Genomic DNA, 26,547 nt, shown 5'->3' with positions numbered 1-26,547 from the left:
GCGTCAGAGCGTCAGAGCGTCATCTTCAAGGTGTACGCCCCGGTCGTGCCCGCACTGCGCATCACACGCAGCACCAGGGTCACGGCACTGCCGCCGGGGTTGCTGATCTTGAGCTGCTGGCTGGCGCCGACGATGCCATTGGACAGCAGCACCGTCTGACCCGTGCTCATGTAGACACCGACGCCGAAGCCCGAGGCGGCGCTGCTGGCGCTCAGCACGGCGGTGACCGTCTTGCCGGCCGGCAGGGTGAACTTGAAGTAGTCGTTGTCACTGGTGCTGCTGATGCTGCCGGCCACTTGGGCGGGCAGGCTGGCAACAGCTTGAGCCGTGGTGATGCTCTCGTTGGGCTCTTTGTCACTGAGCTTGAGCAGGGCTGGGATGGGCGAGGGCGCCGGTGCCGGCGTTGGCGCTGGGGTGGGTGCGGGCACCGGGGCGGGTTTGGGCGCCGGTGTGGGGGCCAGTGCCGGGGTTGGTGCGGGTGAGGGAGCGGGCGCAGGGGCCGGCGCGCTGGTCTTGGCCGCCACGGCGGCCAGCACCGCGGCATTGGCATCGACCAGGCCGCTGCCGCAGCCGCTGCAGGCGGCAGGGAAGGCACGGGCGCTGCTCTTGAGCAGGCTGGCCACCTGATCCGGTGTCAGCTTGGGGTTGACCGCCAGCATCAGGGCGGCCACGCCGCTGACCACCGGCGTGGCCATGGAGGTGCCCATCATCGAGCCGTAGTTGTCGGCGCCGGGCTTGGTGGTGCCGGCGTTCCAGGTGGAAAGGATGCCGAAGCTGCCATCACCGCCCGGGGCGGCCAGTGTCACCTTGCTGCCGAAGTTGGAGTAGCTGGCGCGGCCGCCGGTCTTGCCGGTGGCGGCCACCACGATCACGCCGCTGCAGTTGGCGGGCGAGCTGCCTGCAGCGTCGACCTTGCTGTTGCCGGCCGCCACCACGACCACGGCGCCCTTGGCTCTCGCGGTGTTGATGGCATTCTGGGTGGTGGTGCTGCAGGCGCCGTTGCCACCCAGGGACAGGTTCAGCACCTTGGCTGGGTTGGGGTTGACCGGCAGGCCGCTGACGCTGCCGCCCACGGCCCAGACGATGGCGTCGGCGATGTCCGAGTCATAGCCGCCGCAGCGGCCCAGCACGCGTAAGGGCAGCACCTTGGCGGCATAGGCCACGCCGGCCACGCCCACGCCGTTGCCGCCGCTGGCGGCGGCGATGCCGGCCACATGGGTGCCGTGCCAGGAGCTGTTATTGGCTCTTGAGCCGCTGCCGCATTGGTTGTTGAGCGTGAAGTCGCCGGGGTCGCTGGCATCGGCATCGCGGGCATTGCCGTCGCCGGCGAAGCTGGCGCTGCTGATGAAGTCATAGCCGGGCAGCAGGCGGGCGCTCAGGTCGGCATGGGGGCGTACGCCGGTGTCCAGCACGGCCACGGTCACACCGGCACCGGTGCTGCGGTCCCAGGCCGCCGGGGCGCGGATGCCGGCCACGTTGTCACTGAGGCTCCATTGCTGGGCCAGCAAGCTGTCGTTGGGCACCAGGGTCGGATGGTGCAGGCGGTCGGGCTCCACATACTCGATGGCGGCATCGCCCATGCGCAGATTGGCAGCCATGGCGCCGGCATCGGCCAGACTCAGGCGACGGTCGAGGTGGAAGACTTGGGCGCCGTTGGCCATGCGGCGCAGGTGTTTCATGCGCACGCCCTGGCGGTTGGCAGCCACCTGCATGGCGGCTTCGCTGCGGGCATTGGGGCTGCCGTCGGCATTGCTGCTGACCGCGCCGCTGCGGTATTTGACGATCAGGCGGTCGGTGTTCGGGGTGGGTTCGAAACGCGCCATCGTGGGCGTGAGATCGTCGAGCTGCAGGGGCGGGCGGGCTTGGGCCGGGAAGCTGGCCGAGCTGGCCCAGGTGGCCAGGGTGAGTGCGGCGGCGAGCTGGGTGGCGCGCAGAGGGAATGTGGCCAGGTACAGCATCAGGGATCTGCCTCGGGAGGATCGAGGCCAGGCTCCGCCATCTCTAGGCGCTCACCTGGCAGCCCCGCTACCGTGGCGCGCTGTCAGGCGGTGCGCTGTAGGCCGGAGGCTTTGCGTCCCTTGCTTTCACAAGGTTTGCGGGTGCCCGCACGATAGGGCCGGGGCCTGCGGCAGTCCAGGGGCACAGAGCGCACATCGCGCAATTGTGAGAACTTGTATGCAAGCGGCGCAGATAAGAAAACGGGCCCTGTGCAGGGCCCGCTTGCGGCGCGATTTTTCTGTTACATGCCGGCGTAGTTGGGCCCGCCACCGCCTTCGGGCGTGACCCAGACGATGTTCTGGCTCGGGTCCTTGATGTCGCAGGTCTTGCAGTGCACGCAGTTCTGGGCGTTGATCTGCAGGCGGTCTTCGCCGGCATCGGTCTTGACGAACTCGTACACGCCGGCCGGGCAGTAGCGGCTCTCGGGGCCGGCGAATTTGGCCAGGTTCAGCGAGACCGGCACCGAGGCGTCTTTCAGCGTCAGGTGAGCGGGCTGGTTTTCCTCGTGGTTGGTGTTGGACACAAAGACCGAGGACAGGCGGTCAAAGGTCAGCTTGCCGTCCGGTTTGGGGTAGTCGATCTTGGCGCACTCGGCCGCCGGCTTGAGGTAGAGGTGGTCGGGCAGGGGGCGGTGGATGGTCCACGGCGGGCTCTTCATGCCCAGCTTGGGCAGCAGCCATTGCTCGATGCCGGTCATCAGCGTGCCGACGGTATTGCCCTTCTTGAACCATTGCTTGAAGTTGCGCGACTGGTTCAGCTCTTCATGCAGCCAGCTTTGCTCAAAGGCGGCAGGGTAGGCGCTCAGCTCGTCATGCTGGCGGCCGGCGGCCAGGGCTTCGAAAGCGGCCTCGGCCGCCAGCATGCCGCTCTTGATGGCGGCATGGCTGCCCTTGATGCGGGCGGCGTTCAGGTAGCCGGCATCGCAGCCGACCAGGGCGCCGCCGGGGAACACGGTCTTGGGCAGGCTCAGGAGGCCGCCGGCCGTGATGGCGCGGGCGCCGTAGCCCAGGCGCTTGCCGCCTTCGATGTGCTTGCGGATGCTGGGGTGGGTCTTCCAGCGCTGCATCTCTTCAAAGGGCGAGAGCCAGGGGTTTTTGTAGTCCAGGCCGACCACATAGCCCAGGGTGACCTTGTTGCCCTCCAGGTGGTAGAGGAAGCCGCCGCCGTAGGTGTCACCGTCCATGGGCCAGCCGGCGGTGTGCACCACCAGGCCGGGCTGCGCTTGCGCGGCCGGCACTTCCCAGAGTTCCTTGATGCCGATGGCGTAGCTTTGCGGGTCTTTGCCGGCGTCGAGCTGGAACTTGGCGATCAGCTGCTTGCCCAGATGGCCGCGGGCGCCTTCGGCAAAGATGGTGTACTTGCCCAGCAGTTCCATGCCGAGCTGGAAGTTCTCGGTCGGCTCGCCGTCCTTGCCCACGCCCAGATTGCCGGTGGCGACGCCGCGCACGCTGCCGTCTTCACCGTAGACCACTTCGGCGGCGGTGAAGCCGGGGAAGATCTCCACGCCCAGGCCCTCGGCCTGCTCGCCCAGCCATTTGGTGACGGCGCCGAGCGAGATGACGTAGTTGCCATCGTTGTGGAAGCAGCCGGGGATCAGCCACTGCGGCGTGGCGGTGGCGCCGGTTTCGTTGAGGAAGAGCACCTCGTCGGCCTGCACCGCCTGGTTCAGCGGCGCGCCGAGCTCCTTCCAGTTGGGCAGCAACTCGGTCAGCGCGCGCGGGTCCATGACGGCGCCCGAGAGGATGTGGGCGCCCGGCTCCGAGCCTTTTTCCAGCACCACGACCGAGAGCTCCTGGTTCTTGGCCGCCGCCAGCTGCTTGAGCCGGATCGCGGTGGCCAGGCCGCCGGGGCCGCCGCCGACGATGACCACGTCGTACTCCATCGATTCACGCGGTCCGTACTGGCTCAGAAGTTCTTGGTTCGTCGTCATGGTGTTCTTGTCCTGGCTGAAGCTGTAGAGCTGGCTTGTCTGCGCGGCATTCTATAAGGGGCTTTGATAAAACGAACGGTCGTGCTTTTCTTGCCGCTAGGTGCAAGGCTCTAGCGGCTTGTTGCAGGTCAATCAGACCTCGGCCGGGCGCTCTGTTTTCCTCGTAGGCCCCGGGGTCGCGTGCTACGCTTCTTCCGCAGTTTTCCCAGAGGATGACCATGAGTTACAGCATTGATTTGTCGGGCCGCGTGGCCCTGGTGACCGGCGCATCGAGCGGCCTGGGCGCCCAGTTCGCCCGAACCCTGGCCCAGGCCGGCGCCTGTGTGGTGTTGGCCGGCCGCCGCACCGAGCGGCTCAAGACCCTGCGCAGCGAAATCGAAGGCGCCGGTGGCGACGCCCATGTGGTGACCCTGGATGTCACCGATCTGGACAGCATCAAGTCGGCCGTGGCCCATGCCGAGACCGAAGTCGGCACGCTCGACATCCTGATCAACAACTCCGGCGTCAGCACCACCCAGCGCCTGACCGAGGTCACGCCCGACGACTACGACTTCGTCATGGACACCAATGTCCGCGGCGCCTTTTTTGTGGCGCAGGAGGTGGGCAAGCGCATGCTGGCCCGCGCCCAGGGCTCGGCGCCCGGCACCTTCATCGGCGGCCGCATCGTCAATATCGCCTCCATGGCCGGCCTGCGCGTGCTGAGCCAGATCGGCGTCTACTCCATGAGCAAGGCCGCGGTCATTCACATGACCCGCGCCATGGCGCTGGAGTGGGGCAAGTACGGCATCAATGTCAACGCCATCTGCCCGGGCTACATCGACACCGAGATCAACCACCACCACTGGGGCACCGAGCAGGGCAAGAAGCTGGTGGAGCTGCTGCCGCGCAAGCGCGTCGGCCAGCCGCAGGATCTGGACACCTCGCTGCTCATGCTCTGCGCCAACGAGAGCCATTTCATCAACGGGGCCATCATCCAGGCCGACGACGGCTTCGGGGTCTGAACATCCATGTCTTTGCGAACCCTGAGCGCCCTGGAGGCGCGTGTGCTGGCGGTGCTGGTGGAGAAGGAATCCACGGTGCCGGACAGTTATCCCCTGTCCCTCAACGCCTTGACCCTGGGCTGCAACCAGAAGACCGCCCGTGATCCGGTCATGAACGCCAGCGAGGCCGATGTGCTGCTGGCGCTGGAAGAGCTCAAGGCCATGCACCTGGTCAACAGCGTCAGCGGCAGCCGCGTGGTGCGTTTCGAGCACAACGGCGCGCGCGGCCTGGGCGTGCCCGGCGCCGGCCTGGCCTTGCTGACCTTGCTGATGCTGCGCGGCCCGCAGACCACGGCCGAGCTGCGCCTGCACACCGAGCGCCTGCACCGCTTTGCCGATGTGTCCTCGGTCGAGGGCTTTCTCGAGGAACTGGCCGAGGCCACGGACAAGCGCCCGGCCTTTGTCGTCAAGCTCGCCCGTGCGCCTGGCGCCCGCGAATCGCGCTGGGCTCATCTGCTCTGCGGTGAGCCGGTCATCGAGGCGCAAACCGGATTTTCCCCAGGAGCGAGCAGCCCCGAGCAAGCCGAAGACATCGCCCATCTGCGCGCCGAGCAGCAGCGTTTGAGCCGCGAGCTCGAGCAGCTCAAACTTTTGGTACAGCGGATGGCAGGTGAGTTGGGCATAGACTCCAGCCTCAGCTGACGAACAGCAGGCCGCGTGTTCGTCGGCAAGGTGCAGGTGGTCGGCTGCTGTGCCAGTGTCTGGCCTAGAGATCGCCCCAGCGTTTGATCAGAGACTGCCAGAGCTGGTGGCCGTTCAGGCTGTTGCTCAGAAAGACCAGGCCGCTGCCCTGTGAAGGGTTGAACTGGCAGTAGGCGCGAAAGCCACTGCTGTTCGTGCCGGTGTGATAGATCACGCGGCTGCCATCGGCCATGGGGTTGAGGATCCAGCCCAGGCTCCAGTAGGCCTTGGCCGGCTGGCCTGGCAGATCGAGGGCGCGCCCGGGCCGCTCCAGCGGCTGGCGGTCGCTGGCCACGGTCTGCGCGGCCAGCATTTCGCGCCGCCACTCTTCATTCAGCAAAGCGCTGGCCGTGGGTACCGGGCGCAAGAGCGCCGCCAGAAAGCGGCCGTAATCCTGCGCCGTGGTGTGCAAGGTGTAGGCCGCATTGGCCCGCTCGTAGCGGCTCCAGGGCAGGGGCTGGCCGTCCTCGCCATGGCCGCGCGCACGCCGGGCTTCGAGCGCCGGCGTCAGCACAAAGCTGCTGCTGCTCATGCCGAGCGGCGCGAACAGCTCGCGCTTGGCCGTGGTCTGCAGGGGCTCGCCCAGCAGATGCTCAAGTGCGCGCTGCAAGTAGAAATAGCCTTCGCCCGAATACTCAAAGCCCTCGCCGGGCGTGAACTTGAGGGGCAGGGGGCCGCTGTTCTCGTCGCCGCTGCGCCAGTTGGGCAGGCCGGAGCGGTGGCACAAGAGCATGCGCGCGGTGATGCGCGCCTGCGCGGGCTGCGGCGGTTGAAAGCGCTCGGGGTAGAAATCCAGAATCGGCTGATCGAGGCCCAGCCGTCCGCGCTGCACCTGTTGCATCAGCAGGTAGGCAAACACCGGCTTGCTCATGGAGGCGCATTCGAACACGGTGCCGGCCGTGACCGGCTCCGAGCTTTCCTCGCCGAACTCGCGCCGACCCAGTTGCCAGGCTTCGCTGAGCTCGCCATGCTGGATCAGCTGCAAGGCCAGGCCCGGCACGCCGAGTTTGGCCATCAAGCCCGGCCATTGCTGCTCCACCTCCTCGCGCCGCTCCAGCAGCCGCCGCGCCAAGGACAGGGCCTGCCAGGCGGGAGAGTTGCCGGAACCCGGCTCGACCGTGGCCCCGGCAGGCTGGGCGCGCACCCCAGCGGTCGACAGCCCGGCTGCGGCCAAGGCCTGCAATCCGAGACGGCGCTTCATGCCCACCTTCTCGATCGCCCGCCAGCCCATGCTCCGCTTCAGCGGAACTGGTACTGCACGCTCAGATAACCGAAGCGGCCACGCGGGTCGGTGTAACTGGGGTCGTAGCCCGAGATGAAGAAATAGGCCTGGTTGGAGTAGGGGGGCGCGGTATTAAAGAGGTTCTTGATGCCGGCCCGCAAGGTCAGATCCTTGCTCGCGTTCCAGGCGCCAGACAAGTCCCAAAGCGAGTAGGCCTTGACTTTGTTCTTCTCGACCACTTTGCCGGAGTTGGTGTCAATCGCCGAGTTCTGGTCGTCGTAAGCACTGATGTAGTTGTTGGACAGGCTCAAACTCCAGGGGCCTTGGCTCCAATCAACGGTCAGGCGATGGCGCCAGCGCTGCACCACGCCATCGGTGACGAACTTGCCCAAATTGCTGACGAAACCATCGCCATAGCCCGTTTGCTTTTCTGACTTGAGCGCCAAGGTTCCCACGAGCTTGGCTCCAAAGTCGCCCACGCCGGTGCGCAGGCCCTTCAAATCCATCGTGATATCGAGCCCCGAGGTTCGTTGCTTGCCCCGGTTCTCCTTGCGCAATTCGATGAAGCAAATTTCGTAATCGTCCGGGTCGTAGTCGCAACCCTCGAGCCCTTCATCCATGTTGTAGCGATGGACCAGCTTGCCGTACTTGTCGAGGTTGGCCAGGATGATGTCCTCACCGATGGTGCTGATCAGATCCGACTTCTGGATGTTCCAGTAGTCCAGGCTGACGCTGAGGTTTCGCGTGGCCTCGAACACCATGCCCAAGGAGAACTGACGGGAGCGCTCAGGTTTGAGGTTGGGATTGGAGTAGGTCTGGGTATCCCAGTTGTTGGCGCAGCGACCAAAATCGTTGTTGACATCGGCGCAGTACACCGGGTCTGGCAGGACCTGGGTACTGCCGAACTTGGTCGGACGGTAAAGATCGTTCATGGATGGAGCACGGAAGCCCCGGCCCGCGGAGGCGCGCAGCAAAAGATCAGTGCTGGGCTGGTAACGCAGGCCGATTTTCGGGTTGGTGCTGCCGCCGATCTTTTGGTAGTGATCGTGGCGAAGTGCCAGCTGCAATTCCACTTGTTTGGTGAATGGGGCATTCAGTTCGCCATAGGCGGCCCAGACTTTGCGTGAGTTCTTGACGAACTGGGAGTCACCTGGCGTCCAGTCCTCGTTGATGTTGTCCGAGAGCAGCAGTTCGGAGGCGCGAGACTCCACTTTCTCCCGCCGGAGTTCGCCGCCAAATGCAATGGCAAGCGCTCCGCCATCCAGACGCATCAGTTCGCGTGAGGCTTTGGCATCGAAGGAACTCATGCTGCCCTTGGCGCTGCGAACTTCGTCATTGACCTGGATCTTTTCTAGGTAGTCGCGGCCGGCTGCCGACGATGGACCAAAAACATTGATCAGGCCTTTGTGGATGCCGTCAATCAGTTCCTGGTACAGCAGATAGCCCCTGACATCTCGGTCTGCCACCTTGTTGGTGCTGTGATTGAGCGCCCAGTCATAGTCCCATCCTGCCAAGGCGCCCGACATCCCAAGAACCAGACGTTCGCCACGGCTCTCGAGGTTTGACTTTCGTGGGCCGGCTTCCAAAAGACGGGCGCGTACTTCGACAGTTTCGTCAGGCAGAGCTGAATCAAGACCGGGAATCATGGACGTCGGTAACTCGTTGGCGCGACGCAGCCGAATTCGGGTTGATGTGCCAACATAGTTGGTCTCAGCCTTGGCCAGGGAGAGTTCGGCAAACGCTTGATGACCGCCGCCCAGATCGAGTACGCCACGGCTCAAAAAGCTGAGTTTTTTGGAATCAGGGTACAGCTCCACATCGCGCATGTAATCGAACGTACAGCCATCGGGGCCGCCAATGCCGTCCTTCAGGTTCAGCGAATGCGGGGGATTGCAGTTCGGGGCACTGAGGTTGATGGTGGTCGATGTGGGGACCCTGCCGTTGATCTTGAATCCTTGGTCTTGCAAGGCCGTCAATTGATCGTCGGAAAGCAGAATATTGGCCGGCATCGGATAGCTGGACAGCAGATGCGGCAGCCGCTCAGGGACTTTCAGGTCCGAAATGAACTTGCGTTGCGAGGTGCTCAACGCATCCGTCTTCTGCACATCGAGCACCGCGAACACATTGAAGCCATCTTTGGCGTAGTCACCGAAGCCACCGGCCAGCGATGCACTTCGCTTGCCTGCGCCGCCTTCTTTGCTGGCGCCTGCGTAGGCATCGAGTTGCAGTCCTTGGTAGTCCTTTCTGGTGATGAAGTTGACCACGCCGCCGATGGCGTCGGCCCCGTACAAAGCGGATGCGCCGTCTAGCAGCACTTCCACGCGTTGGATGGCAGCCATGGGGATGGTGTTCAGGTCCACGCCGGCGTCATCGCCCGGCGAAGCGAAGTTCGCCATGCGTCGGCCGTTCAACAGAACCAGCGTGGATGAGGTGCCCAGGCCGCGCAAATTGGCGGAGTTGAATCCCATCTGGTCTTTGTAGCCACCGATGGCGATGGAGGCTCCGTCAGTCAGGCTGTTGCTGGCGGCGCTGATGCTGGCCACCAGTTCGGCAGCTGTGGTGATGCCGGCCTTGATAATGTCAGCCTTGGTGATCACCTGCACCGGCAGCGCCGTTTCTGACTCCAGGCGCTTGATCGCCGAGCCAGTCACTTCGACACGGTTCAGTGTGCTGGTGGCTTCCTGGGCTTGGGCCAGGTGGCTGGTCACGGCGGTCGAGGCCATCAGGGCCGCAAGGGCCGTGGCGCGAAGAACGGGGCGGGTGCAAGCGCGGGGCGGTGTCATCGGTACTTCTCCCAGGATGTAAGGGGTTTGCACCAGTCTAGGAAGCATGGACCTGTCGGGCCATAGGGGATTCACGCGCCAGTCGCATCAGCGCAACTCAGGGTGCAGTTCGTTCGCATAGCGTTCTAAACGCCCTCGGGGCGGCCTCAGACTGACCGGTGCACAAGGCCGCGAGTGCGGCCGTGCCATGATTCGCATCGCCCCGCCTGTATCTTCTGTTTTTGCGTTGGCTCATTCACACAGTCTCCCAGGCCATGAACACCAAGCACGTCTCTGATTTGTTGATCTCCACCCTGGCTGCGGGCCTGCTGGCCACGGCCAGCCTTGGCGCATCTGCCCAGGGTGGCACGGTGCACACCCTGAAGCCGGGCACCTTCGGCCCCGCCGGCACGGTGCTCGGCGCCACGCCGCCGCCGCCGACCACGCCGGTCAAGGGCGTGCATGCGCCCTCGCCGGTCACGGCCAAACCGATCAGTTCGACGGCAGGCCACAGCGCCGCGTCCGGCAGCAGCGCCGGCCCCGGCCCGCTGGGCGCGGGAGAGGGCGCCATCAAAGGCTATGCCGTGCCCATCGGGGGTGCATTGAAGGCCGACAACGAAGACGTCTGGGGCCGTATCGTGCAGCTGGCCGGCGGCAAGGGCGCGCGTTTTGTCGTCTTCGGCACGGCGGCCGAGGACCCCGAGGCCAGTGCCAAGACGGCGGTGGACATGTTGCAAAAGCGCGGCGCCGTGGCCGAGGCCCTGCCGGTGGCGCCCAAGTTCAGCTGGGTGGACCTGAGCAAGGTGGTGCGCGACCCGTCCCTGATCGCCAAGGTCAAGAACGCCCGCGGTGTGTTTTTTACCGGCGGCTCGCAAGAGCGCATCGTTGACGTGCTGATGCCGGGTGGCAATAGCACGCCCATGCTGGAAGCCATTTGGGACGTCTACCGCCGCGGCGGTGTGGTGGCCGGCACCTCGGCCGGTGCGGCCATCATGAGCACGGTGATGTTTCGTGACGCACCCAGCGTCATCAACATCATGAAAGGCAAGTGGGCCGAGGGCAAACAGATCGACCGTGGCCTCGGTTTTGTCGGCCCCGATCTCTTCGTCGACCAGCATTTCCTCAAGCGCGGCCGTTTTGGCCGCATGATCCCGCTGATGATGGCCAAGGGCTACAAGCTGGGCCTGGGTGTGGAAGAGAACTCGGCCGCCGTGGTGCATGGCGATGAGGTCGAGGTGATCGGTGCCAAGGGCGCCTTGCTGGTGGACCTGACCGATGTGAAGACCGACCCGACCCTGGGCGCCTTCAATGTGACCAGCGCCCGCCTGAGCTTCCTGGACCAGGGCGACCGCTACAGCCTCAAGACCCGGCAGACCACGCCGGCGCCCATCAAGCTGCGCGGCGCCAAGCACGACCACACGGCGCCCGACTTCAAACCTTACTTCACCGAAGACCGTTTCGATCTGGACATGCTGGGCGACTCCACCATCGCCAATGCCATGACCTATCTGATCGACAGCAACCGCAACGAGGTGCGCGGCCTGTCCTTCGATGTGCTGCCCAAGCCCGGTGACCCGGTCGCCGAGCTCGGTTTCCTGTTTCGCCTGTACAAGGGCAAGGGCAGTTATGGCTGGAGCACGGAGGAGTGGGGTGGTGAGGAGTTCACCGTGGTCAATCTCTACCTCGACGTGACCCCGGTGCGCATGCCCCAGCCGCTGTACAGCGCCTGGCCCGGCCCCGACCGCGCCACCGGTCCGGCCCCCGAGCGGGGCGACGGGCCGAGCAAGTGAAACGACAAGCCAGCCCCGATTGAATGGAAAAAGGGGCCGGGCGCGTGATGCGCCCGGCCCCTTTGCTTTGAGGCTGCCCGGTTTCAGCGGAAGCTGTAGTTCAGGCTGAGGTAGAAGTTGCGGCCGCGCGGGTCGGTGTAGGTCGGGTCATAGGTGGCCAGGAAGTAGTAGCCCTGGTTGGAGAACGGCGGCTGCGTGTCCAGCAGGTTCTGGATGCCGGCGCGCAGCTTGAGCTGCTTGTTGATGCGCCAGGAACCCGACAGATCCCACAGCGAGTAGGCCTGCACGCTGCGCGCGGGCAGCAGTTCGTCGGTGTTGGGATTGAAGGCGGTGTTGTGGTCGCGGTAGCCCGAGTAGTAGGTGTTGCCCAGGGTCAGGCCGTAAGGGCCCATATCCCAGTCCACCGACAGGCGATGGCGCCATTTCTGGATCACCTGGTCGCTCAGGAACTGGCCGGCGTTGTTCATGAAGGGCTCGCCGGCGCCGGGCTGGCGTTCGTACTTGAGCACATAGGTGCCGCTCAGCGAGGCGGTGAAGCGGCCCCAGCCCTCGGTGGCCTGGCGCAGGGTCAACTCCAGATCCAGGCCCGAGGTGCGCAGCTCGCCCTGGTTGTCCTTCTTGAGCAAGATGGTGTCGATGAATTCACCGAACTCGTCGCGCTTGACGAAGTCCTTCTCGTACTTCGGCAGATTGCCCAGGATCACCTGTTCCGAGAGGTCGCTGATGACATCGGTCTTGCGGATCTGCCAGTAGTCCAGGCTGGCGGTCGCGTCCTTGCTGGCTTCGAAGACCACGCCGAAGGAGGCCTGCTTGGACTTCTCGGGCTTGAGATTCGGGTTGCTGCGGCGCTCGACACGCCATTGGTCGGTGCAGTCAGCGACGGCAAAGCCCTGGGCCACGCAGCCCGGGTCGGTCAGGAAGGCCGAGCTGCTGCCAAACGAGGTCGGGCGGGTCAGCTCGGTGATGGTGGGCGCCCGGAAGCCGGTGCCGGCCGAGCCGCGCAGCACCAACTGCTTGTTCGGTTGCCAGCGCACGCCGAGCTTGGGGTTCAGGGTGTCGCCCACGCCGCTGTATTTGTCGTAGCGCAGCGCGGCTTGCAGTTCCAGCGTCTTGCTCACGGGGGCGTTCAGTTCGGCAAACACGGCGCCGACCTTGCGGCTGTTGCTGCTGGCCACAGGTGCATCACCGCGCGAGCTGCGGTCGCCCTGGATGTTGTTGGTCAGCAGCAAGGCCGAGGGTGTGAACTCGGTCACCTCGCGGCGCAGCTCGGCGCCCACGGCCAGACCCAGGTCGCCGCCGTCCAGCTTGCCCAGGCTGCCGCTGAGTTTGAAGTCCAGGGTGGTGGTCGTGCCCTTGGAGCGGCGCGATTCATCCTGCACGCGAATGCTGTTCAGCAAATCCTTGCCGGCCTGCGGCGAAGGGCCGAAAGGGTTGATCTTGCCCGTGCGCACGCCGGCGACGAACTCGTTGTAGAGGAAGTAGCCATCCTCGATGGCATCGGTCGAGCGGTTGACGGCGCGGTTCAGGGCGATGTCGTAGTCCCAGCCGCCGAACAAGGCCAGGCTGCCGCTCGCGCCCACCACCAGGCGCTCGGCGTCGCTGGTCACTTGATTGGTCCGGTTGCCGGCTTCGGTCACGCGCTGACGGATGTCCACCGTGCCGCCGAAGGGCAGGGGCTTGCTCAGGAAGGGGTTGATGGCCGCGGTCGGCACCGCGGTGATTTCGATCGGGTTGGGGCTGGCCACGTACTGGGTCGTGGTCTTGCTCTTCAGCACTTCGGCGAAGAGCTGGTGCTGCTCGTTCAGCTGAAAGACACCGCGGCCCAGGAAGGCGAGCTTCTCGGATTCGGGATATAGCTCGGTGTCCTGCATGTAGTCGAAGCTGCAGGCCTCGGACAGGTTGTCGGGCGCGTAGACCGTGGCCGGCGGGTTGCAGGCTGGGGCCGAGAGGTTGATGGTGCGCTGGGTCAGCGGCTTGCCGTTGAAGCTGAAGCCGGCGGCGTTGAGGGCATCGAGCTGCACCTTGCGTGCGGCGGCCCGGCTGGCCAGGCGGATGTTGCCGGGGAAGGTGCGGCTGCTCATGTAGAAGGGCAGGGTGCTGGCCAGCGGACGCTCCTTCAGAAAGTCGCGCTCGCTGCTGCGCAGGGCGCCGAGCTTTTGCGCGTCAATCACGCCGAAAACATTGAAGCGGTCCTTGGCCAAGTCACCGAAGCCACCGCCCAGCGAAGCGGCGGTCTTCTCGGCGCCACCCTCTTGGGTGCGCGAGGCGTAGACGTTCACATCGGCGCCGCGGTAGTCCTTGCGGGTGATGAAGTTGATGACGCCGCCGATGGCGTCGGTGCCGTAGATGGCCGAGGCGCCGTCCTTGAGGATTTCCACGCGTTCGATGGCGCCGGCCGGGATGTTGTTCAGGTCCACGCCCGAGTTGTCGCCGGGCGATGCGAAATTGGCCATGCGCCGGCCGTTCAGCAGCACCAGGGTGCTGGAGACGCCGATGCCGCGCAGGTTCGCGCCGTTGAAGCCGCGCTGGCCGCCGGTGCTGTCGGTGATGGAGGCGCCATCCGTCAGGCCGGCGGCATTGCCGCTGATGGATTTCATGATCTCGGCCGCGGTGGTGGCGCCGGTCTTGTCGATGTCGCTGCGCTTGAGGGTCTGCACCGGCAGGGCAGTCTCGCCCTCCAGGCGCTTGATGCTGGTGCCGGTGACTTCCACACGTTCCAGTTTCGCTTCCTGGGCTTGGGCGCTGCTCAGGAATTGGCTGCCGAGCAGCAGCATGGCGGCCTGGGCCAGGCGCTGGGGTTGAAAGAGTCGATGCGGCTTGCGGGCTTGCGTCATGGTGGAACCTTGGAGGAAGGAGAAGTGAACAGGTGAAGGGGTGAACAGGTGAGGGGGACGAACAACCTTGGGCGCCGGGGTGGCTGGGGTTCGAACGGACTCTAGAAGTGGCCCTCGTGACTTGCCTATGGGGTTTTGGCGCCTCGGTCGCTTGCGTGTAAATGCATGTCGCAAGCGCGCAAACCTCGATGAACAGGGGTGAAACGCGCTTGCATGGATGCGACACGCACTTGCGCTTTGCGTCCTTTGCAGGCGCTGCAGCGGGCCAACCCGCTGGTTTTGCGGCGCGCGCGCTGACAGACTGGCGCCATGCAAACCCCAAGCCACTCCATCGCATCCGGTGCGCGCACCGCAGTCCGCCGTCGCTTTCTGCTGGCCTCGCTGCTGGCCTCGCTTCTGGCCAGCACGGGCCTCTTCGCCACGCCCAGCCATGCGCAAACTTCGGCTGAAGCGGCGCCGCGCGGCACGGCCATCGTCATCGGCGGCGCGCTGAAGTACGACAACGACGCGGTCTGGAAACGCATCGTTGACGAGGCCGGCGGCCCCGGCGCGCGCTTCGCCGTGTTCGCCACGGCCGCCGCCAACCCCGAGCGCAGCGCCGGGCAAATCATCGAAGCCTTGCAGCGCCAGGGCGCCCGCGCCGAGCACATCCCCGTGGCGCCGCGCCTGGCCGGCAGCGATGTGGCCGCTGCCGTGCGCGACCCGGCCCTGCTGGCCAAGGTGAATGCGGCGCAAGGCGTGTTCTTCTCGGGCGGCGCGCAAGAGCTGATCGTTGACAGCCTGCAGCCCGGCGGCCAACCCACGCCCATGCTCGAGGCCATCTGGGCGCTCTACCGGCGCGGCGGTGTGGTGGCTGGCACCAGCGCCGGCGCGGCCATCATGAGCAGCACGATGTTTCGCGACGCGCAGGACTCGCTCAAGGTCTTGAAAGGTCAGCTGCGCCGCGGCCAGGAGGTGGACCGCGGCCTGGGCTTTGTCGGCCCCCATCTCTTCATCGATCAGCATTTCCTCAAGCGTGGCCGCATTGGCCGCCTCCTGCCCCTGATGCAGGCCGAGGGCTATCGCCTGGGCCTGGGCGTGGAAGAGAACAGCGCCGCCGTGATCAAGGGCGAGGCCCTGGAGGTGATCGGTGCGCGCGGCGTGCTGCTGGTGGACCTGAGCGAGGCCCGCCGTGATGCGCGCTTGCCCGCCTTCAACATCCGCGGCGTGCGCCTGAGCTTTCTCGACCGCGGTGATCGCCACCATCTGGGCCGCGGCGAAACCACGCCCTCGGCCGCCAAGCGCGCGGGCCTCAAGATCGACCCGCGCGCGCCGGACTTCAAGCCCTTCGTCACCCAGCAGCCCTTTCTGATGGACATGCTGGGCGACAACACGATTGCCAATGCCATGGCCCAGCTGATCGACAGCCCCTTCCCGGAAGTGCTGGGCCTGGCCTTCGCCGGCCCGCGCGCGGTGCCTGTATCGGCATCGGCATCGGCAGCGAGCGCGACGGGCAGTGAGCCGGACAGCGAGCTGGGTTTTGAGTTCCGCCTCTACAAAGGCCCGGACAGCCTGGCCTGGTTCACCGGCGCCCTGGGCGGCGAGGACTACACCGTGCTGAATCTGCGCCTCGATGTGCAGCCGGTGCGGGTGCAGCAGCCGTTCTACAAGGCCATCAGCCCGACCCCTTGAGCCGAGCCCGCGCGTTCTGCGCGCGGTCTACCTCCATGTCGCTCTCGATCTCGGCACTGGCTTCTCGTCCAGCCGAGCGGGCAGGGCTGTGCCCGCCCACTTCATTTCAGCTCATTCCTCTTTTTCACTCACACCCTCATGCGCCGCCAACTTCATGCCCTACCGCCGGCCCATGCCGGCAGCGCCCGCCAGCTGCACAGCCTGCATTTCGGTGCCTGCCAGAGCGGCCGCAAGGTCTACATCCAGGCCTCGCTCCATGCCGACGAGGTGCCGCCCATGTTGGTGGCCCAGCATTTGAAAGATCGATTGCTGGAGTTGGAGGCGGCCGGCCAGCTGCCCGGCGAGATCGTGCTGCTGCCCCTGGCCAACCCCATCGGCCTGGCCCAGGAGCTGCAGGGCACGTCCTTCGGTCGCTTCGATCTCAGCACCGGTGTCAACTTCAACCGCGGCTATCAACACCTGACCCCGGCCCTGCTGCCGCGCCTGCAGGGGCAGCTGGGCGCCGATGCCGTGGCCAATGTGCGCACGGTGCGCGCGGCCGCCAAGGCCTTGCTGGCCGAGCGGCCCGTGGCCACCGAGACCGAGGCCCTCAAGCGCCTGCTGCAAAGCCTGGCCCTGGACGCTGATGTGGTGCTGGACCTGCACTGCGACAACCAGGCCGTGCTCCATGTTTACACCGGCACGCCGCTGGCCTCGGCCCTGGCGCCGCTGGCCGCGCGCCTGGGAGCCCAGGCCTATCTGATCTCGCGCGAGTCGGGGGACGACCCTTTCGATGAATCCCTGGCCCGCCATTGGTGGGAGCTGGCCGAGCACTTCGGCCCGGCCACGCCGGTGCCCCTGGCCTGCCTGGCAGCCACGGTGGAGCTGCGTGGCGAGACCGAGGTGTCGCACGAGCTGGCCGCCGCCGATGCCGCCGCCCTGATCGAGTTTCTGCGCGACACCGGCGATGTGACGGACCGCCCACCTGCCGCGCTCCAGGGCCTGGCCTGCCCGGCCACGGCGCTGGAGGCGGTGGAGCCCATCGTCGCGCCCCATGCCGGCGTGCTGGTCTTCCTCAAGGCGCCCGGTGATCGCGTCGGCGCTGGTGAGGCCGTGGCCGAGCTGATCGATCCCTTGAGCGAGCAGCGCAGCCTGCTCTGCGCACGCGCCGCTGGCCTGATGTTTGCCCGGGTGTCTCGGCGTTATGCCAGCGCCGGCATGCGGGTCTGCAAGATCGCCGGCGCCATTCCTTTCCGCAGCGGCAAGCTGCTTTCCATGTGAGCCCGGCCATGTCCACGCCCATCACCCCAGCCAACCCCGCCGCAACCTCCGTCAAACCCCTCAAGTTCCCCAACACCTTTGTTCTGCTGTTCGCCCTGCTGGCCTTGATCGCCCTGGCCACCTGGGTGCTGCCCGGCGGCCAGTACCAGACGGAGTTGGTTGATGGCAAGAAGGTGATCGTGGCCGATTCCTTCCGCCACATCCCCAGCCAGCCGCAAGGCCTGGTGGCCTTGATGACGGCGCCGATCAAGGGTTTCGTCGAGGCGGCCCTGATCATCGGCTTTGTGCTCATCGTTGGTGGCGCCTTTTCGGTCCTGCAGCGCAGCGAGGCCATCGACGCGATGATCAAGTCCGTGGCCCGCGCCCATCGGCACTCGGCCCTGGTGCGCGCCGGCCTGATCCCGCTCTTCGTTGGGCTGTTCTCCCTGGGCGGTGCCACTTTCGGCATGGCCGAGGAGGCGATTCCCTTTGTGCTGATCTTCATCCCCCTGGCCCTGGCGCTGAAGTACGACAGCATCGTCGGCGTGGCGATTCCTTTCGTCGGCTCGCAGATCGGTTTTGCCACGGCCTTTCTCAACCCCTTCAATGTCGGCGTGGCCCAGAACATTGCCGGTGTGCCCATGTTCTCGGGCCTGGGCTACCGCCTGCTCTGCTGGCTGATCTTCACCACGGTGACCATCGCCTTTCTGATGTGGTACGCCGCCCGCGTGCAGCGCGATCCGCGCCTGAGCCCCTGCTTTGAACAAGACCAGGAGCGCCGCCGCCACCTGGACCTCAGCAGCTTCGAGCAGTTCGAAGGCCTGCAGCCGCGCCACAAGCTGGTGTTGGGCCTGTTCGTTCTGACCCTGCTGTCCATGATCGTCGGCGTGGTGCGCTTCGGTTGGTACATCGAGGAGATTGCGGCCCTGTTCCTGGTGATGGCCCTGGCCGTGGGTTGGGTGGCGCGGCTCTCGGCCGAGGATTTCGTCGCCGCCTTCATGCAAGGCGCCAAAGACCTGGTCAGCACCGCCCTGGTGATCGCCCTGGCCAAGGCCACCGTGGTGCTGATGCGCGACGGCCACATCATCGACACCGTGCTGCACAGCCTGGTGCCCTTGGTGGAATCGAGCAGCCCCATCTTCTCGGCGCAGAAGATGTTTCTGATCCAGTCGGTGATCAACTTCTTCATCCACTCCGGCACCGGCCAGGCGGCCCTGACCATGCCGGTGATGGCGCCGCTGGCCGATCTGGTGGGGGTGAGTCGGCAGACCGCCATCCTGGCATTTCAGTTCGGCGAGCTGACCACGCCGGTCATCCCCACCTCGGGCATCACGGTCGGCGTGCTGGCCCTGGCGGGCATCCCCTGGAGCCGTTGGGCCCGCTGGATGCTGCCCCTGCAGCTGGCCTACCTGCTGCTGGCCTTGCTGCTGCTGGCGGTGCCGAGCTGGATTCAGTGGCATTGAGCGCGTGCCGCCCGCCGCTTGCCGTACAGTGATCGCGTGAACGGCGACACCTCGATCTCCACCCGCATGCCGGCGCCTGAGCCGCAGGCGGCCGCGCTCGCCCCCGAGACGGCCTCGCACTGCCGTTGCGCGCTCCTGCTGCTACCCGGCGCCGCGCTCTTGTCGGTGGCCGGCGTGCTGGAAGCCTTGCAGCGTGCCAACGCACTGCAAACGGCCTGCCGCTATGACTGGCGCTGCTTCACGCTGGAGGGCCAAGCGCCCGCCTGGCCCGGCCTGGCGCTGCTGGCGCCCGTGACGGTGCCGCTTCGTGGCGAAGAGGGGGGCGAAGAGGGGGGCGAAGAAGGCAGTGAAGAAGGTGGCGGCGCAGCGCTGGACGCCGAGCTCCTGCTGGTCTTCAGCGGCGAGGCTGCGCTGGATGATGAGCGCCTTTTGTCCTGGCTGCGCCGGCAGGCGCAGCTCGGAGCCGAGCGCATGGCCATCGCCGGCATCGATGGTGGCAGCGCCTGGCTGGCCGCTGCCGGCCTGCTGGAAGGCGAGCGCGCCACCGTGGCCAGCGAATGGATCGAGGCCTTGCAAGAAGAGCAGCCGGCCGTGGTCTGGAGCGACAAGGTCTGGGAGATGAATGCCTCGGGCCTGCGCATGAGCTGTGCCGGCGGTAGCGCCAGCCTCGATCTGATGACCGCCTGGCTTGGCCGCCGCCACGGCGAGCGTCTGGCGCAAGACCTGACCCTGGCCCTGGGCCTGGAGCGCGCGCGGGGGCGCGATGAGCGCCAGCGCCGCCCCGTGGCCGAGCAGCGCGGCAACAGCCCCAAGCTGGCCGAGGCCCTGAGCCTGATGGAAGCCAATCTGGCCGAACCCCTGCCGACCGAGGAGGTGGCGCGCCTGGTGGGCGTGTCGCGCCGCCAGCTCGAGCGCTTGTTCAAGCAGCACCTCGACGCGCTGCCCTCGCGCTACTACCTGGAACTGCGCCTGAACCGCGCGCGCCGCCTGTTGCAGCAGAGCAGTCAGTCGATTCTGCAGATCGGTCTGAGCTGCGGTTTTTCCTCGGGCCCGCATTTTTCAAACGCCTACAAAGCCCATTTCGACAAGACCCCGCGCGACGAGCGCAGCCAACGCGCTGCGGCCTGGCGCCGCCCGGCAGGAGAGAGCCCCCCATGAACCTCATTGAGCCGCACGATCCGCGCGCGCTTGTCTTGCGCCCGGTGGCGCTGCCCGACCTGGCGGCGCTGGAGCGCATCGCCGCCGCCAGCGAGCACGGCATCAGCTCCTTGCCGCATGACCGCGAGCAGCTGCGCCAGCGCATCGCCCACTCGATCGAGTCCTTTGCCAGCGCCGACGATGCCAGTGGCGAAGAGCGTTATCTCTTTGTGCTGGAGGACCTGGCCCGGGGCGAGGTGGTGGGCTGCAGCGGCATCGCCGCCAGCGCCGGTTTCCATGACCGCTTCTACAGCTACCGCAACGAGTTCGTCGTTCATGCCAGCGCCGCCCTGGGCGAGAGCCACCGTCTGCACACCCTGCATCTGTGCCACGACCTGACCGGCTACACCTTGCTCACCTCCTTCTACATCGACCCGGCCTATGCCGAGGGCCCGGCGCCGCAGCTGCTCTCGCGCGCCCGCCTGCTCTTCATCCTGCGCCATCTGGAGCGCTTCAACGACCGCATCGCCGCCGAGAGCCCTGGCCTGGCCGACGAGGCCGGGCAAAGCCCTTTCTGGGACGCCGTGGGCCGGCGCTTCTTCGATATGGACTATCCGCAGGCCGAAGTCGTCACCGGCGGGCGCAGCAAATCCTTCATCGCCGACCTGATGCCGCAGTCGCCCATCTACGTGCCCCTGCTGCCCGAGGCTGCGCAGTTCGCCATCGGCCAGCTGCATCCTGTCGGCGAGCTGCCGTTTTCCATCCTGCAGGACGAGGGCTTCGATGCTGACAGCTATATCGACATCTTCGACGGCGGCCCCACGGTCGAGGCCAGCCTGCACCTGCTGCGCAGCGTGCGTCAAGCCCGCGAGCTGAGCGTTCGCGCCGACGCCATGGCCTTGGGCCAGCCGGTCTGGCACCTGGCGGTTCACAACGCCCGGCCGGGCTTTCGCGCCGTCTTGGCCGAGCTGCCACCGGCTGCCCAGGCCTTGGCGCCCGGGCATGAAGCGGTGCAACGCCTGGGCCTGAGCGAGGGCCAAAGCCTGTGGGTGACGCCGCTGCAGCCCGAAACGCAGGAAAGGAGCCGGCCATGAGCGCCGCAGCAGCAACTGACTTCGGCCGCCTGCGCCCCTGGCGCGCCGAAGACGCCGCCCACATCCGCGCGGCCGGCTGGCGCAACCAGACCGGCGCCGCCCTGCAGCTGGAAGCCCCCGCCGAGCAATGGCTGCTGCTGGCCGACCCGGAGGACGAGCGGCCGCTGGCCTGCTTGCGTCTGGTGGCGCGCCTGGGCCAGGCGCCGCTGCCGCGCTACAGCTATCACCTGGGCCAGATCGTCCACGCCGCCGCCGAGCTGGGTCTGTTTCGCGCCCAGCCGACCTTGCTGCTGGGCAATGACCACACGGGCGAGAGCGAGCTGGCCGATCTGGCCTGCGCGCCGGAGCTGGATGCGGCTCAGCAGCAGACCGCTCTGCTGCGCCTGATGCGCGCAGCACTGGAAACCATGGCCGCCCATCCTGAACGTTATGGTCGTCAGCTCTTGGTCGAACTGGCCGGCCCCCGCGATGCGTCCGGCGCCTCGCCCTTCTGGCAAGGCCTGGGCGCGCATTTCTTCAGCGGCGACCCGGCCGCCGCCGAAGCGCGCCTCGGCGAGGCCTGGCGCAGCCACCTCGCCGCCTTGCTGCCGCGCCAGACCTTGTACCTGTCCTTCCTGAGCCCCGAGGCGCAAGCCGTCGTGGGGCAGGTGGGTGATGCAGGCCGCGCGGCCGCAGCGGCAGCGGCCTCACTCGGCTTTGCCGATTCCAGCCATGTGCGGATTGATGATGGCGGGCCGGTCTGGGGCTTGCGGCTGCGCTGACGCAGGGGCCGTCGACCGCAAGTTCAATGCCCAGATTGGGCCGGGGTGGCCGAGCGAAGCGCGTCCAGGGCCTCGGTCAGCACGGCGTCCCCCATCGTCCGCCGAATCAAGTCATGGAGCTTGCCCTCCGCAAATTCCTGCCAGCTGCATTGGGTGGAGCCGGATGCGTGGGCAAAACGCCCGGTGGCGGCGCAAATGGTGCCGTTGTCAAAGAGGAAGAGTTCGTAGAGATCGCCGCCCGGGATGTCGAGCGTCCAGCTTCGAAGGGTCTTGGGAGGGGTGTATCTGCGGGGCACGATGCTTGAGCTTGGGCGGGCCTGCTTGTTCCCGAAGTGCCGGGTCACATAGTGGATGAACACGCGGCGCATCAGCGAAGGCCTGTTTCTGCAGCGAGAGGCGGGTTGCAGCCGAGCTCGTAGGCAAACACATGAGGTCCGTGGGTCACGAACATCCGCCCTTGGGCGAGCGCAATGCCGCCCGCCGAAGAGGGCTGTGTCTTGAGTCGAATCTCGGATTCAGGCGCGCCGGAACTGGCGCCGATACGGCAGATGACGCCATCATGGGTCAGATAGAGCAGGCCCTGCTCGCCGACCGGCAGCGGTGCGCCGCACAGGCCCCGCGCTTCTTGCCTTTGCCAGGCGATGGACAGGGACAGCTTCTCGCCAAACAAGCCTCGGGACGCCTTCACGTCAAGGGCAGTGATCGAGTCGGCGCCTGGGCGGAGGTTGTCGCGCCAGACGTAGAACCGGCCTTCGCTCGGGCCTTGCACCAGTCTGAGCGTTTGGTTCTGATCTTCGAGCGGCAGTTCGGCAAGCAGCTTGCCACCCGCCGCATCACGGATCTGGAGCGCGCGGCTGTTGCAGACATAGAGCCGCTTGCCCGAGACGATGGGGTTGTAAAAGTAGAGGCTGTCCGTGATCGACCACCCGCTCTTGCCGGTCTCAAGCGACAGGCTGTGAAGCGAGCATCTCGAGGGCTCGTCCATCCCGGTGCTGGCTGCGGCGCTGTGGAACACGCGGCCATCGGCCATCGTGAGTGGATAGGCGTGGCCGCCGCCCTCGAACTTCCACAAGGTTTCGCCCGAGTGCCGGTTCAGGCACCAGGTGAACTTCGCTCCGCCCGCGATCTCGGCAAAGACCAGTCGATCACCCGACAGAACAGGCACGCCGATATTCCTTCCACACTCAGGCCCCTGCCAGATCAGCTGCCCTTGCGCGTCGAGCGCATGAATGGAGCCTGCAAAGCTGCTCCAGTATGTGATGTCGCCAGCGGCGACCGGCTCGTTGCCGACGTGATCGATCAGACAGCTCCAGATCTCACGGCCCGTCGCCGCCTCGAAGGCGCACAGCTTGCTCTGATAAAAGCCTGCTTTTTCATAGTGAAAGCAAACAAGAACCCGGTCACCGGCGATGACCGGCCGCCGTGCCTGAACGCGCCGTTCCTTCGGCAGTTTGAAAGACCATTTCAGTTGTGCCTCCATCAGAACCCTGACCTCCTCTCAGGTGCAAAACGTGTGAATTGAGCCCCGAGCAAGAGCTGGGAAAGCAAGGCCAAGAACGAACTGGGGCCTGAAGTGGGGAGTCCTTGCCAGTCGGCTCGAGTGCAAAGTTAGGAATTGTTGGTGCGATGGGACAGTGAATGGACGCCGAAAGCGGTCTGCTCGAAAGAAGGGGGGTGAACCTCAGTCACCGAAGCTGACAGAGCATGGCTCGGCTCCTTCGAAGGCAACGCTGATCATTGCATCAGGCCATTCGCTTAGGGAGAACTCGACCGCGAACTTGCCGGACTTGTAGACCGTGAATCCATCGCAGACCAGTTCACCATTTCCGGCAATGAACTCTTGCGCGCACGCATCTGACCTGACGAACGCGTCGGCTGCTCGAATCAGATCCTTCGGGCTTCGTAGAAGCTGGCGTGCGACTTCAACAGCCTCCGGGCTGGGTCGTTCCTTGTCTCCTTCCACGCTGACGTAAAGGCCATCCTGTACCGTCGCCGGAAACCACATGGTTCGCACCCGCTTGAACTGCCCGAGTTGCGAGTCTTTAAACGTTCGCTGGCGCCAGAATCCGAACATCTGAGGCTCAACGTTCAAGGCAAGCGGCGCCGGAAGGAGCGCAGCGAGTGGATGGCACCAACGAAGCCCATGAAAATGGCGAAGCCATGGGTTCTATTGGCACCCGCTTGATCGCAAAGCTAGGCGCCTGTTTGTACCGCCTGCTTGAGGGCGTCGAGCGCAGGCCGAACAGATGCCGCCCAGTTCTTTTCCTGGGAGTCAGATTCATACACAAAGACATTTGCTGCCCCCCGGTCAAAGATGCCTCGAGCCGCAACTGACTTGTGCAACAAGACCAGAGTTGGCAACTCAAGCATGAGCGAAATGGTGGCTTCGATCTGATTCCACTCAGTGGGCAGCATCAACTTCGAAGATATCGGCACATGCTTCACGCTGCCTGCTTCCATGAAAATTTGAGGGAGGCCGAGAACAATCGTGCATTGACAGCGTTTCATTAATCGGCGTACGTCTTCAAACGGACTCATGAGCGGCGCTTGGCTCTTGCCAATGGTGTTGGCGTTAAATCCAACATCTTGGAGCAACTGATAGAAGTCAGTCAGCTTTCGTTCGATTACCTGTGGTGCCCAGTTCGGGCGGGATACAAAGGTCGGAATCATCCTTGGCTGTTCCATGTTTGCTCTTGGCTCTTGCTAAAACACATGGCTGTAGGCGTCAAAAGTGTTGGGTGTCGATCGTTAATCAGTTTGCACAACATTTAAGCATGCGCTCGAGGCTTAGGTCGGCCTCGCAAACCCGATCAGCTTTCCTGCCCTGTACCGAGTTGTGTGTCATTGCATACGTCGGGTTGCTCGTCCAGACACCTCCAGGTATCCGCCCCGTCAAACCTGCGCACGCGCACGGAGGCGATCAGCTGCGGATCAAAGTTACCGAGGTGGACGCCATGTTTGGCGCCGGGCTCGGGTGCAATGGGCTCCCAATGGGTCACGCTGCCGCCGTGGGCACAGGGCATGGTTCGCAGGGTCTTGTCGCCTTGGATGTAGGCCTGTTGCGGTAGCGCGCCTGGCGCGGTTTCGATCTTCACCGCGCCCCATTCGAAATTCACCCAGGGTCCGCCGACCCGGCGGCACAGCGAGCAGTTGCAGGATGTGGCCGTCTCGGGCGTCTTGGGCAGGGGCAGGCGGACGGCGCCGCAATGACAGGAACCTTGGTGCTGAACCTGTTGCATGGTCGGATGGCCTTGACGAGAAGTGGCTTCAGTTCATGGTGCGGGAGTGTCCTTAGGCTAACCGATTCATTCGTGGCGATGCGAGGAGCGTACGGCCTTGCATGCCAGCTGGAAGCGACTGAAATGACCTGAGCCGTCCGACTTGCTTGGCAGGTGCGCCGGTCTCTGAGCGATGCGCTTGACCCCAGGCCACGCTTCATCCCCGTGTTTTGACGCCCTGTCTGCGATGCCGGCCGGTACAGCGCAGGGCGCTGGCCGCATGGTGGCTGTAGGCCTACAGTCGGGACACTCCCTCTCTTCGATTCCCGCCGCACCCTCCCGGACTTGACGCTCATGACTTCCTCGACAGCCTGCCTTTGCCGTCCCGCCTTACACCCATCCTCGTCCTTTCAGCGCTTGCAGCTGCCCCTGGTGGCCTTGTTGATGTCCGCCTTCAGCCTCTCGACATATGCTCAAGCGCAGGCTCAGCCGCAGGTCCAAGCGACCGTGGCCCCCGCCCCAATCAACGAACAAATGCTCGACGTCGGCGGCCGCAAGCTGCATGCGATTCTCATGGGTGATGAAAAGGCGCAGGCCACGATCGTGTTCGAGTCGGGATTCAGCATGGACTTGAGCGCCTGGCGGCGGGTGGCGCCGCAGCTGGCGCCGCGGGCCAAGGTTCTCATCTACTCGCGTGCCGGCCATGGCCAGAGCGAGCCCAGCCCGGCGCCGGTCAGCTTGCAGCAATCAGGCCGCGATCTGTCGGCTCTGCTCAAAGCGGCGCAGCTGCCGCCGCCCTATGTGCTGGTCGGCCATTCCTACGGCGCCTTTTTGATCCGCGACTTCGCAAGCCGCCACCCCGAGCAGATTGCCGGTTTGGTTTTTGTGGACCCAGCGCATGAGCGCTATGACCAGGTGCTCAAGCCGCTGGACGCCGCCCGCCTGGCCGCCGAGCAAGCGCATCTGGAGCGCGGGGCGCCCGAGCGCTTCCGCGCAGATGTGCGCTACATCCAGTCCATCATGGATGCCGGCAAGCTGCCCGATGCGGGCGGCCCCTTGCCTGATGTGCCGGCCGTGGTGCTGACGTCCACGCGCCGCTATGCCAAGCCCGAGGTGCTTTTGCACACGCCGGCCGGCATGTCCGCCTGGCGCCAGCTGCACAGCGATTTCTTCGCCCAGTTCAGCAATGGCGCCCATGTGCTGACCCCGACCAGCGGCCACCACATCCAGTTCGACGAGCCGCATCTCGTGGTGGCGGCGGTGGACCAAGTCATCCGCTTGAGCCAGGAGCAGGCGCAGCGCCGCGCGCTGGAAGCGGCGCGTGCCAAGCTGGGCGGCGACCTGCAGGCCGCGGCCGCGGCCGCTGATCCGCAAGCGGCGGTGGAGCTGGCGATCCGTGCCCCTGGCCTGAGCGAAGCCGATGTCAACAACGCCGGCTACGCCATCCTTGGCGATGGCAAGCAAGCGCCGCGCGCCCAGCTGGCGGCCCTGGTGCTGGGCGCCAATGCGCGGCTCTACCCCAAGTCAGACAACGCGGCCGACAGCCACGGCGAGGTCTTGCTCAAGCTGGGCCGTCGCGCCGAAGCACGCGCCGAGTTCGCTCGCGCCCTGAGCCTGGCTGAGGCCACCGGCCGCAGCCCGCGCGTGCTCGACAGCTACCGCAAGCACCTGGCCGAAGCCGCCGAGCTTGCTGCCAAGCCTTGAGCC

General features: G+C 65.7%; 20 protein-coding genes and 1 riboswitch. Of the genes, 10 read left to right on the top strand and 10 right to left on the bottom strand.

Annotated elements, in window-relative coordinates; translation table 11 throughout:
* Positions 1-11: 11 nt before the first annotated feature.
* Positions 12-1,958: a S8 family peptidase gene (locus C1O66_RS06500; RefSeq protein ID WP_207795909.1), complete on the bottom strand. Its 1,947-nt coding sequence runs from the start codon at positions 1,956-1,958 to the stop codon at positions 12-14.
* 54 nt (positions 1,959-2,012) lie between these two features.
* Positions 2,013-2,108: riboswitch (cyclic di-GMP riboswitch) on the bottom strand.
* Positions 2,109-2,239: 131 nt separating this feature from the next.
* Positions 2,240-3,928 (bottom strand): electron transfer flavoprotein-ubiquinone oxidoreductase, encoded by a 1,689-nt coding sequence (locus C1O66_RS06495; RefSeq protein WP_102767134.1) that lies wholly within the window; start codon positions 3,926-3,928, stop codon positions 2,240-2,242.
* 218 nt (positions 3,929-4,146) lie between these two features.
* On the opposite strand from C1O66_RS06495, the gene C1O66_RS06490 reads away from it, so the two are divergent.
* Together C1O66_RS06490 and C1O66_RS06485 are read left to right on the top strand one after the other, a co-directional pair.
* Positions 4,147-4,929, top strand: coding sequence for an SDR family oxidoreductase (locus C1O66_RS06490; RefSeq protein WP_102769501.1), 783 nt, complete (start codon positions 4,147-4,149; stop codon positions 4,927-4,929).
* A 6-nt stretch (positions 4,930-4,935) separates the two neighbouring features.
* Complete coding sequence (locus tag C1O66_RS06485; RefSeq protein ID WP_165794509.1) at positions 4,936-5,610, top strand: YceH family protein; 675 nt, start codon at positions 4,936-4,938, stop codon at positions 5,608-5,610.
* 64 nt (positions 5,611-5,674) lie between these two features.
* Here C1O66_RS06485 and C1O66_RS06480 read toward each other — a convergent pair whose 3' ends face one another.
* Together C1O66_RS06480 and C1O66_RS06475 are read right to left on the bottom strand one after the other, a co-directional pair.
* Complete coding sequence (locus C1O66_RS06480) at positions 5,675-6,850, bottom strand: serine hydrolase domain-containing protein (protein WP_165794508.1); 1,176 nt, start codon at positions 6,848-6,850, stop codon at positions 5,675-5,677.
* 38 nt (positions 6,851-6,888) lie between these two features.
* Entirely contained in the window at positions 6,889-9,654 is a 2,766-nt protein-coding gene (locus tag C1O66_RS06475; RefSeq protein WP_102767132.1) for a TonB-dependent receptor, read from the bottom strand.
* 254 nt (positions 9,655-9,908) lie between these two features.
* Between C1O66_RS06475 and C1O66_RS06470 the strand changes: the two genes are divergently transcribed.
* Positions 9,909-11,423, top strand: a complete 1,515-nt coding sequence (locus C1O66_RS06470; protein ID WP_102767131.1) for a cyanophycinase — start codon at positions 9,909-9,911, stop codon at positions 11,421-11,423.
* Positions 11,424-11,506: 83 nt separating this feature from the next.
* On the opposite strand, the gene C1O66_RS06465 is transcribed toward C1O66_RS06470, so the two are convergent.
* Positions 11,507-14,257, bottom strand: coding sequence for a TonB-dependent receptor (locus C1O66_RS06465; RefSeq protein ID WP_102767130.1), 2,751 nt, complete (start codon positions 14,255-14,257; stop codon positions 11,507-11,509).
* A gap of 309 nt (positions 14,258-14,566) precedes the next feature.
* Here C1O66_RS06465 and C1O66_RS06460 point away from each other — a divergent pair, with 309 nt between their 5' ends.
* From C1O66_RS06460 to C1O66_RS06435, 6 genes are all read left to right on the top strand, one after another.
* Complete coding sequence (locus C1O66_RS06460) at positions 14,567-15,928, top strand: cyanophycinase (RefSeq protein WP_102767129.1); 1,362 nt, start codon at positions 14,567-14,569, stop codon at positions 15,926-15,928.
* Positions 15,929-16,066: 138 nt separating this feature from the next.
* Positions 16,067-17,188 carry a succinylglutamate desuccinylase/aspartoacylase family protein gene (locus C1O66_RS06455; RefSeq protein WP_102767128.1) on the top strand — a complete coding sequence of 374 codons (1,122 nt, stop codon included), beginning with the start codon at positions 16,067-16,069 and terminating at the stop codon, positions 17,186-17,188.
* 8 nt (positions 17,189-17,196) lie between these two features.
* Positions 17,197-18,630, top strand: coding sequence for a YfcC family protein (locus C1O66_RS06450; protein ID WP_102767127.1), 1,434 nt, complete (start codon positions 17,197-17,199; stop codon positions 18,628-18,630).
* A gap of 36 nt (positions 18,631-18,666) precedes the next feature.
* The gene (locus tag C1O66_RS06445) at positions 18,667-19,788 is read left to right on the top strand and encodes a GlxA family transcriptional regulator (RefSeq protein WP_207795908.1); all 1,122 of its coding nucleotides are present in this window, start codon (positions 18,667-18,669) and stop codon (positions 19,786-19,788) included.
* Positions 19,785-20,861, top strand: coding sequence for an arginine N-succinyltransferase (locus tag C1O66_RS06440; RefSeq protein ID WP_102767126.1), 1,077 nt, complete (start codon positions 19,785-19,787; stop codon positions 20,859-20,861). The genes C1O66_RS06445 and C1O66_RS06440 overlap by 4 nt, the downstream gene beginning before the upstream one ends.
* Entirely contained in the window at positions 20,858-21,622 is a 765-nt protein-coding gene (locus tag C1O66_RS06435; RefSeq protein ID WP_102767125.1) for an arginine N-succinyltransferase, read from the top strand. Before C1O66_RS06440 ends, C1O66_RS06435 begins: the two co-directional genes overlap by 4 nt.
* 23 nt (positions 21,623-21,645) lie before the next feature.
* Here C1O66_RS06435 and C1O66_RS06430 read toward each other — a convergent pair whose 3' ends face one another.
* The 5 genes from C1O66_RS06430 to C1O66_RS06410 form a co-directional block, all read right to left on the bottom strand.
* Positions 21,646-21,990, bottom strand: coding sequence for a hypothetical protein (locus tag C1O66_RS06430; protein WP_102767124.1), 345 nt, complete (start codon positions 21,988-21,990; stop codon positions 21,646-21,648).
* The gene (locus C1O66_RS06425) at positions 21,990-23,102 is read right to left on the bottom strand and encodes an outer membrane protein assembly factor BamB family protein (RefSeq protein WP_102767123.1); all 1,113 of its coding nucleotides are present in this window, start codon (positions 23,100-23,102) and stop codon (positions 21,990-21,992) included. The genes C1O66_RS06430 and C1O66_RS06425 overlap by 1 nt, the downstream gene beginning before the upstream one ends.
* 201 nt (positions 23,103-23,303) lie before the next feature.
* Positions 23,304-23,696, bottom strand: coding sequence for a hypothetical protein (locus C1O66_RS06420; RefSeq protein ID WP_102767122.1), 393 nt, complete (start codon positions 23,694-23,696; stop codon positions 23,304-23,306).
* Between the two features lie 119 nt (positions 23,697-23,815).
* Complete coding sequence (locus C1O66_RS06415) at positions 23,816-24,292, bottom strand: hypothetical protein (RefSeq protein WP_133155120.1); 477 nt, start codon at positions 24,290-24,292, stop codon at positions 23,816-23,818.
* 140 nt (positions 24,293-24,432) lie between these two features.
* Entirely contained in the window at positions 24,433-24,861 is a 429-nt protein-coding gene (locus tag C1O66_RS06410) for a GFA family protein (protein WP_102767120.1), read from the bottom strand.
* A gap of 486 nt (positions 24,862-25,347) precedes the next feature.
* Here C1O66_RS06410 and C1O66_RS06405 point away from each other — a divergent pair, with 486 nt between their 5' ends.
* A complete protein-coding gene (locus tag C1O66_RS06405; protein ID WP_165794507.1) occupies positions 25,348-26,544 on the top strand; it encodes an alpha/beta fold hydrolase in 1,197 nt (398 codons plus the stop codon).
* Positions 26,545-26,547: the final 3 nt, after the last annotated feature.

The organism is Paucibacter aquatile, assembly GCF_002885975.1.
Lineage (GTDB): Bacteria > Pseudomonadota > Gammaproteobacteria > Burkholderiales > Burkholderiaceae_C > Paucibacter_A > Paucibacter_A aquatilis.
The sequence above is the reverse complement of the archived record's forward strand: the minus strand, read 5'-3'. Positions and strand labels throughout refer to the sequence as shown.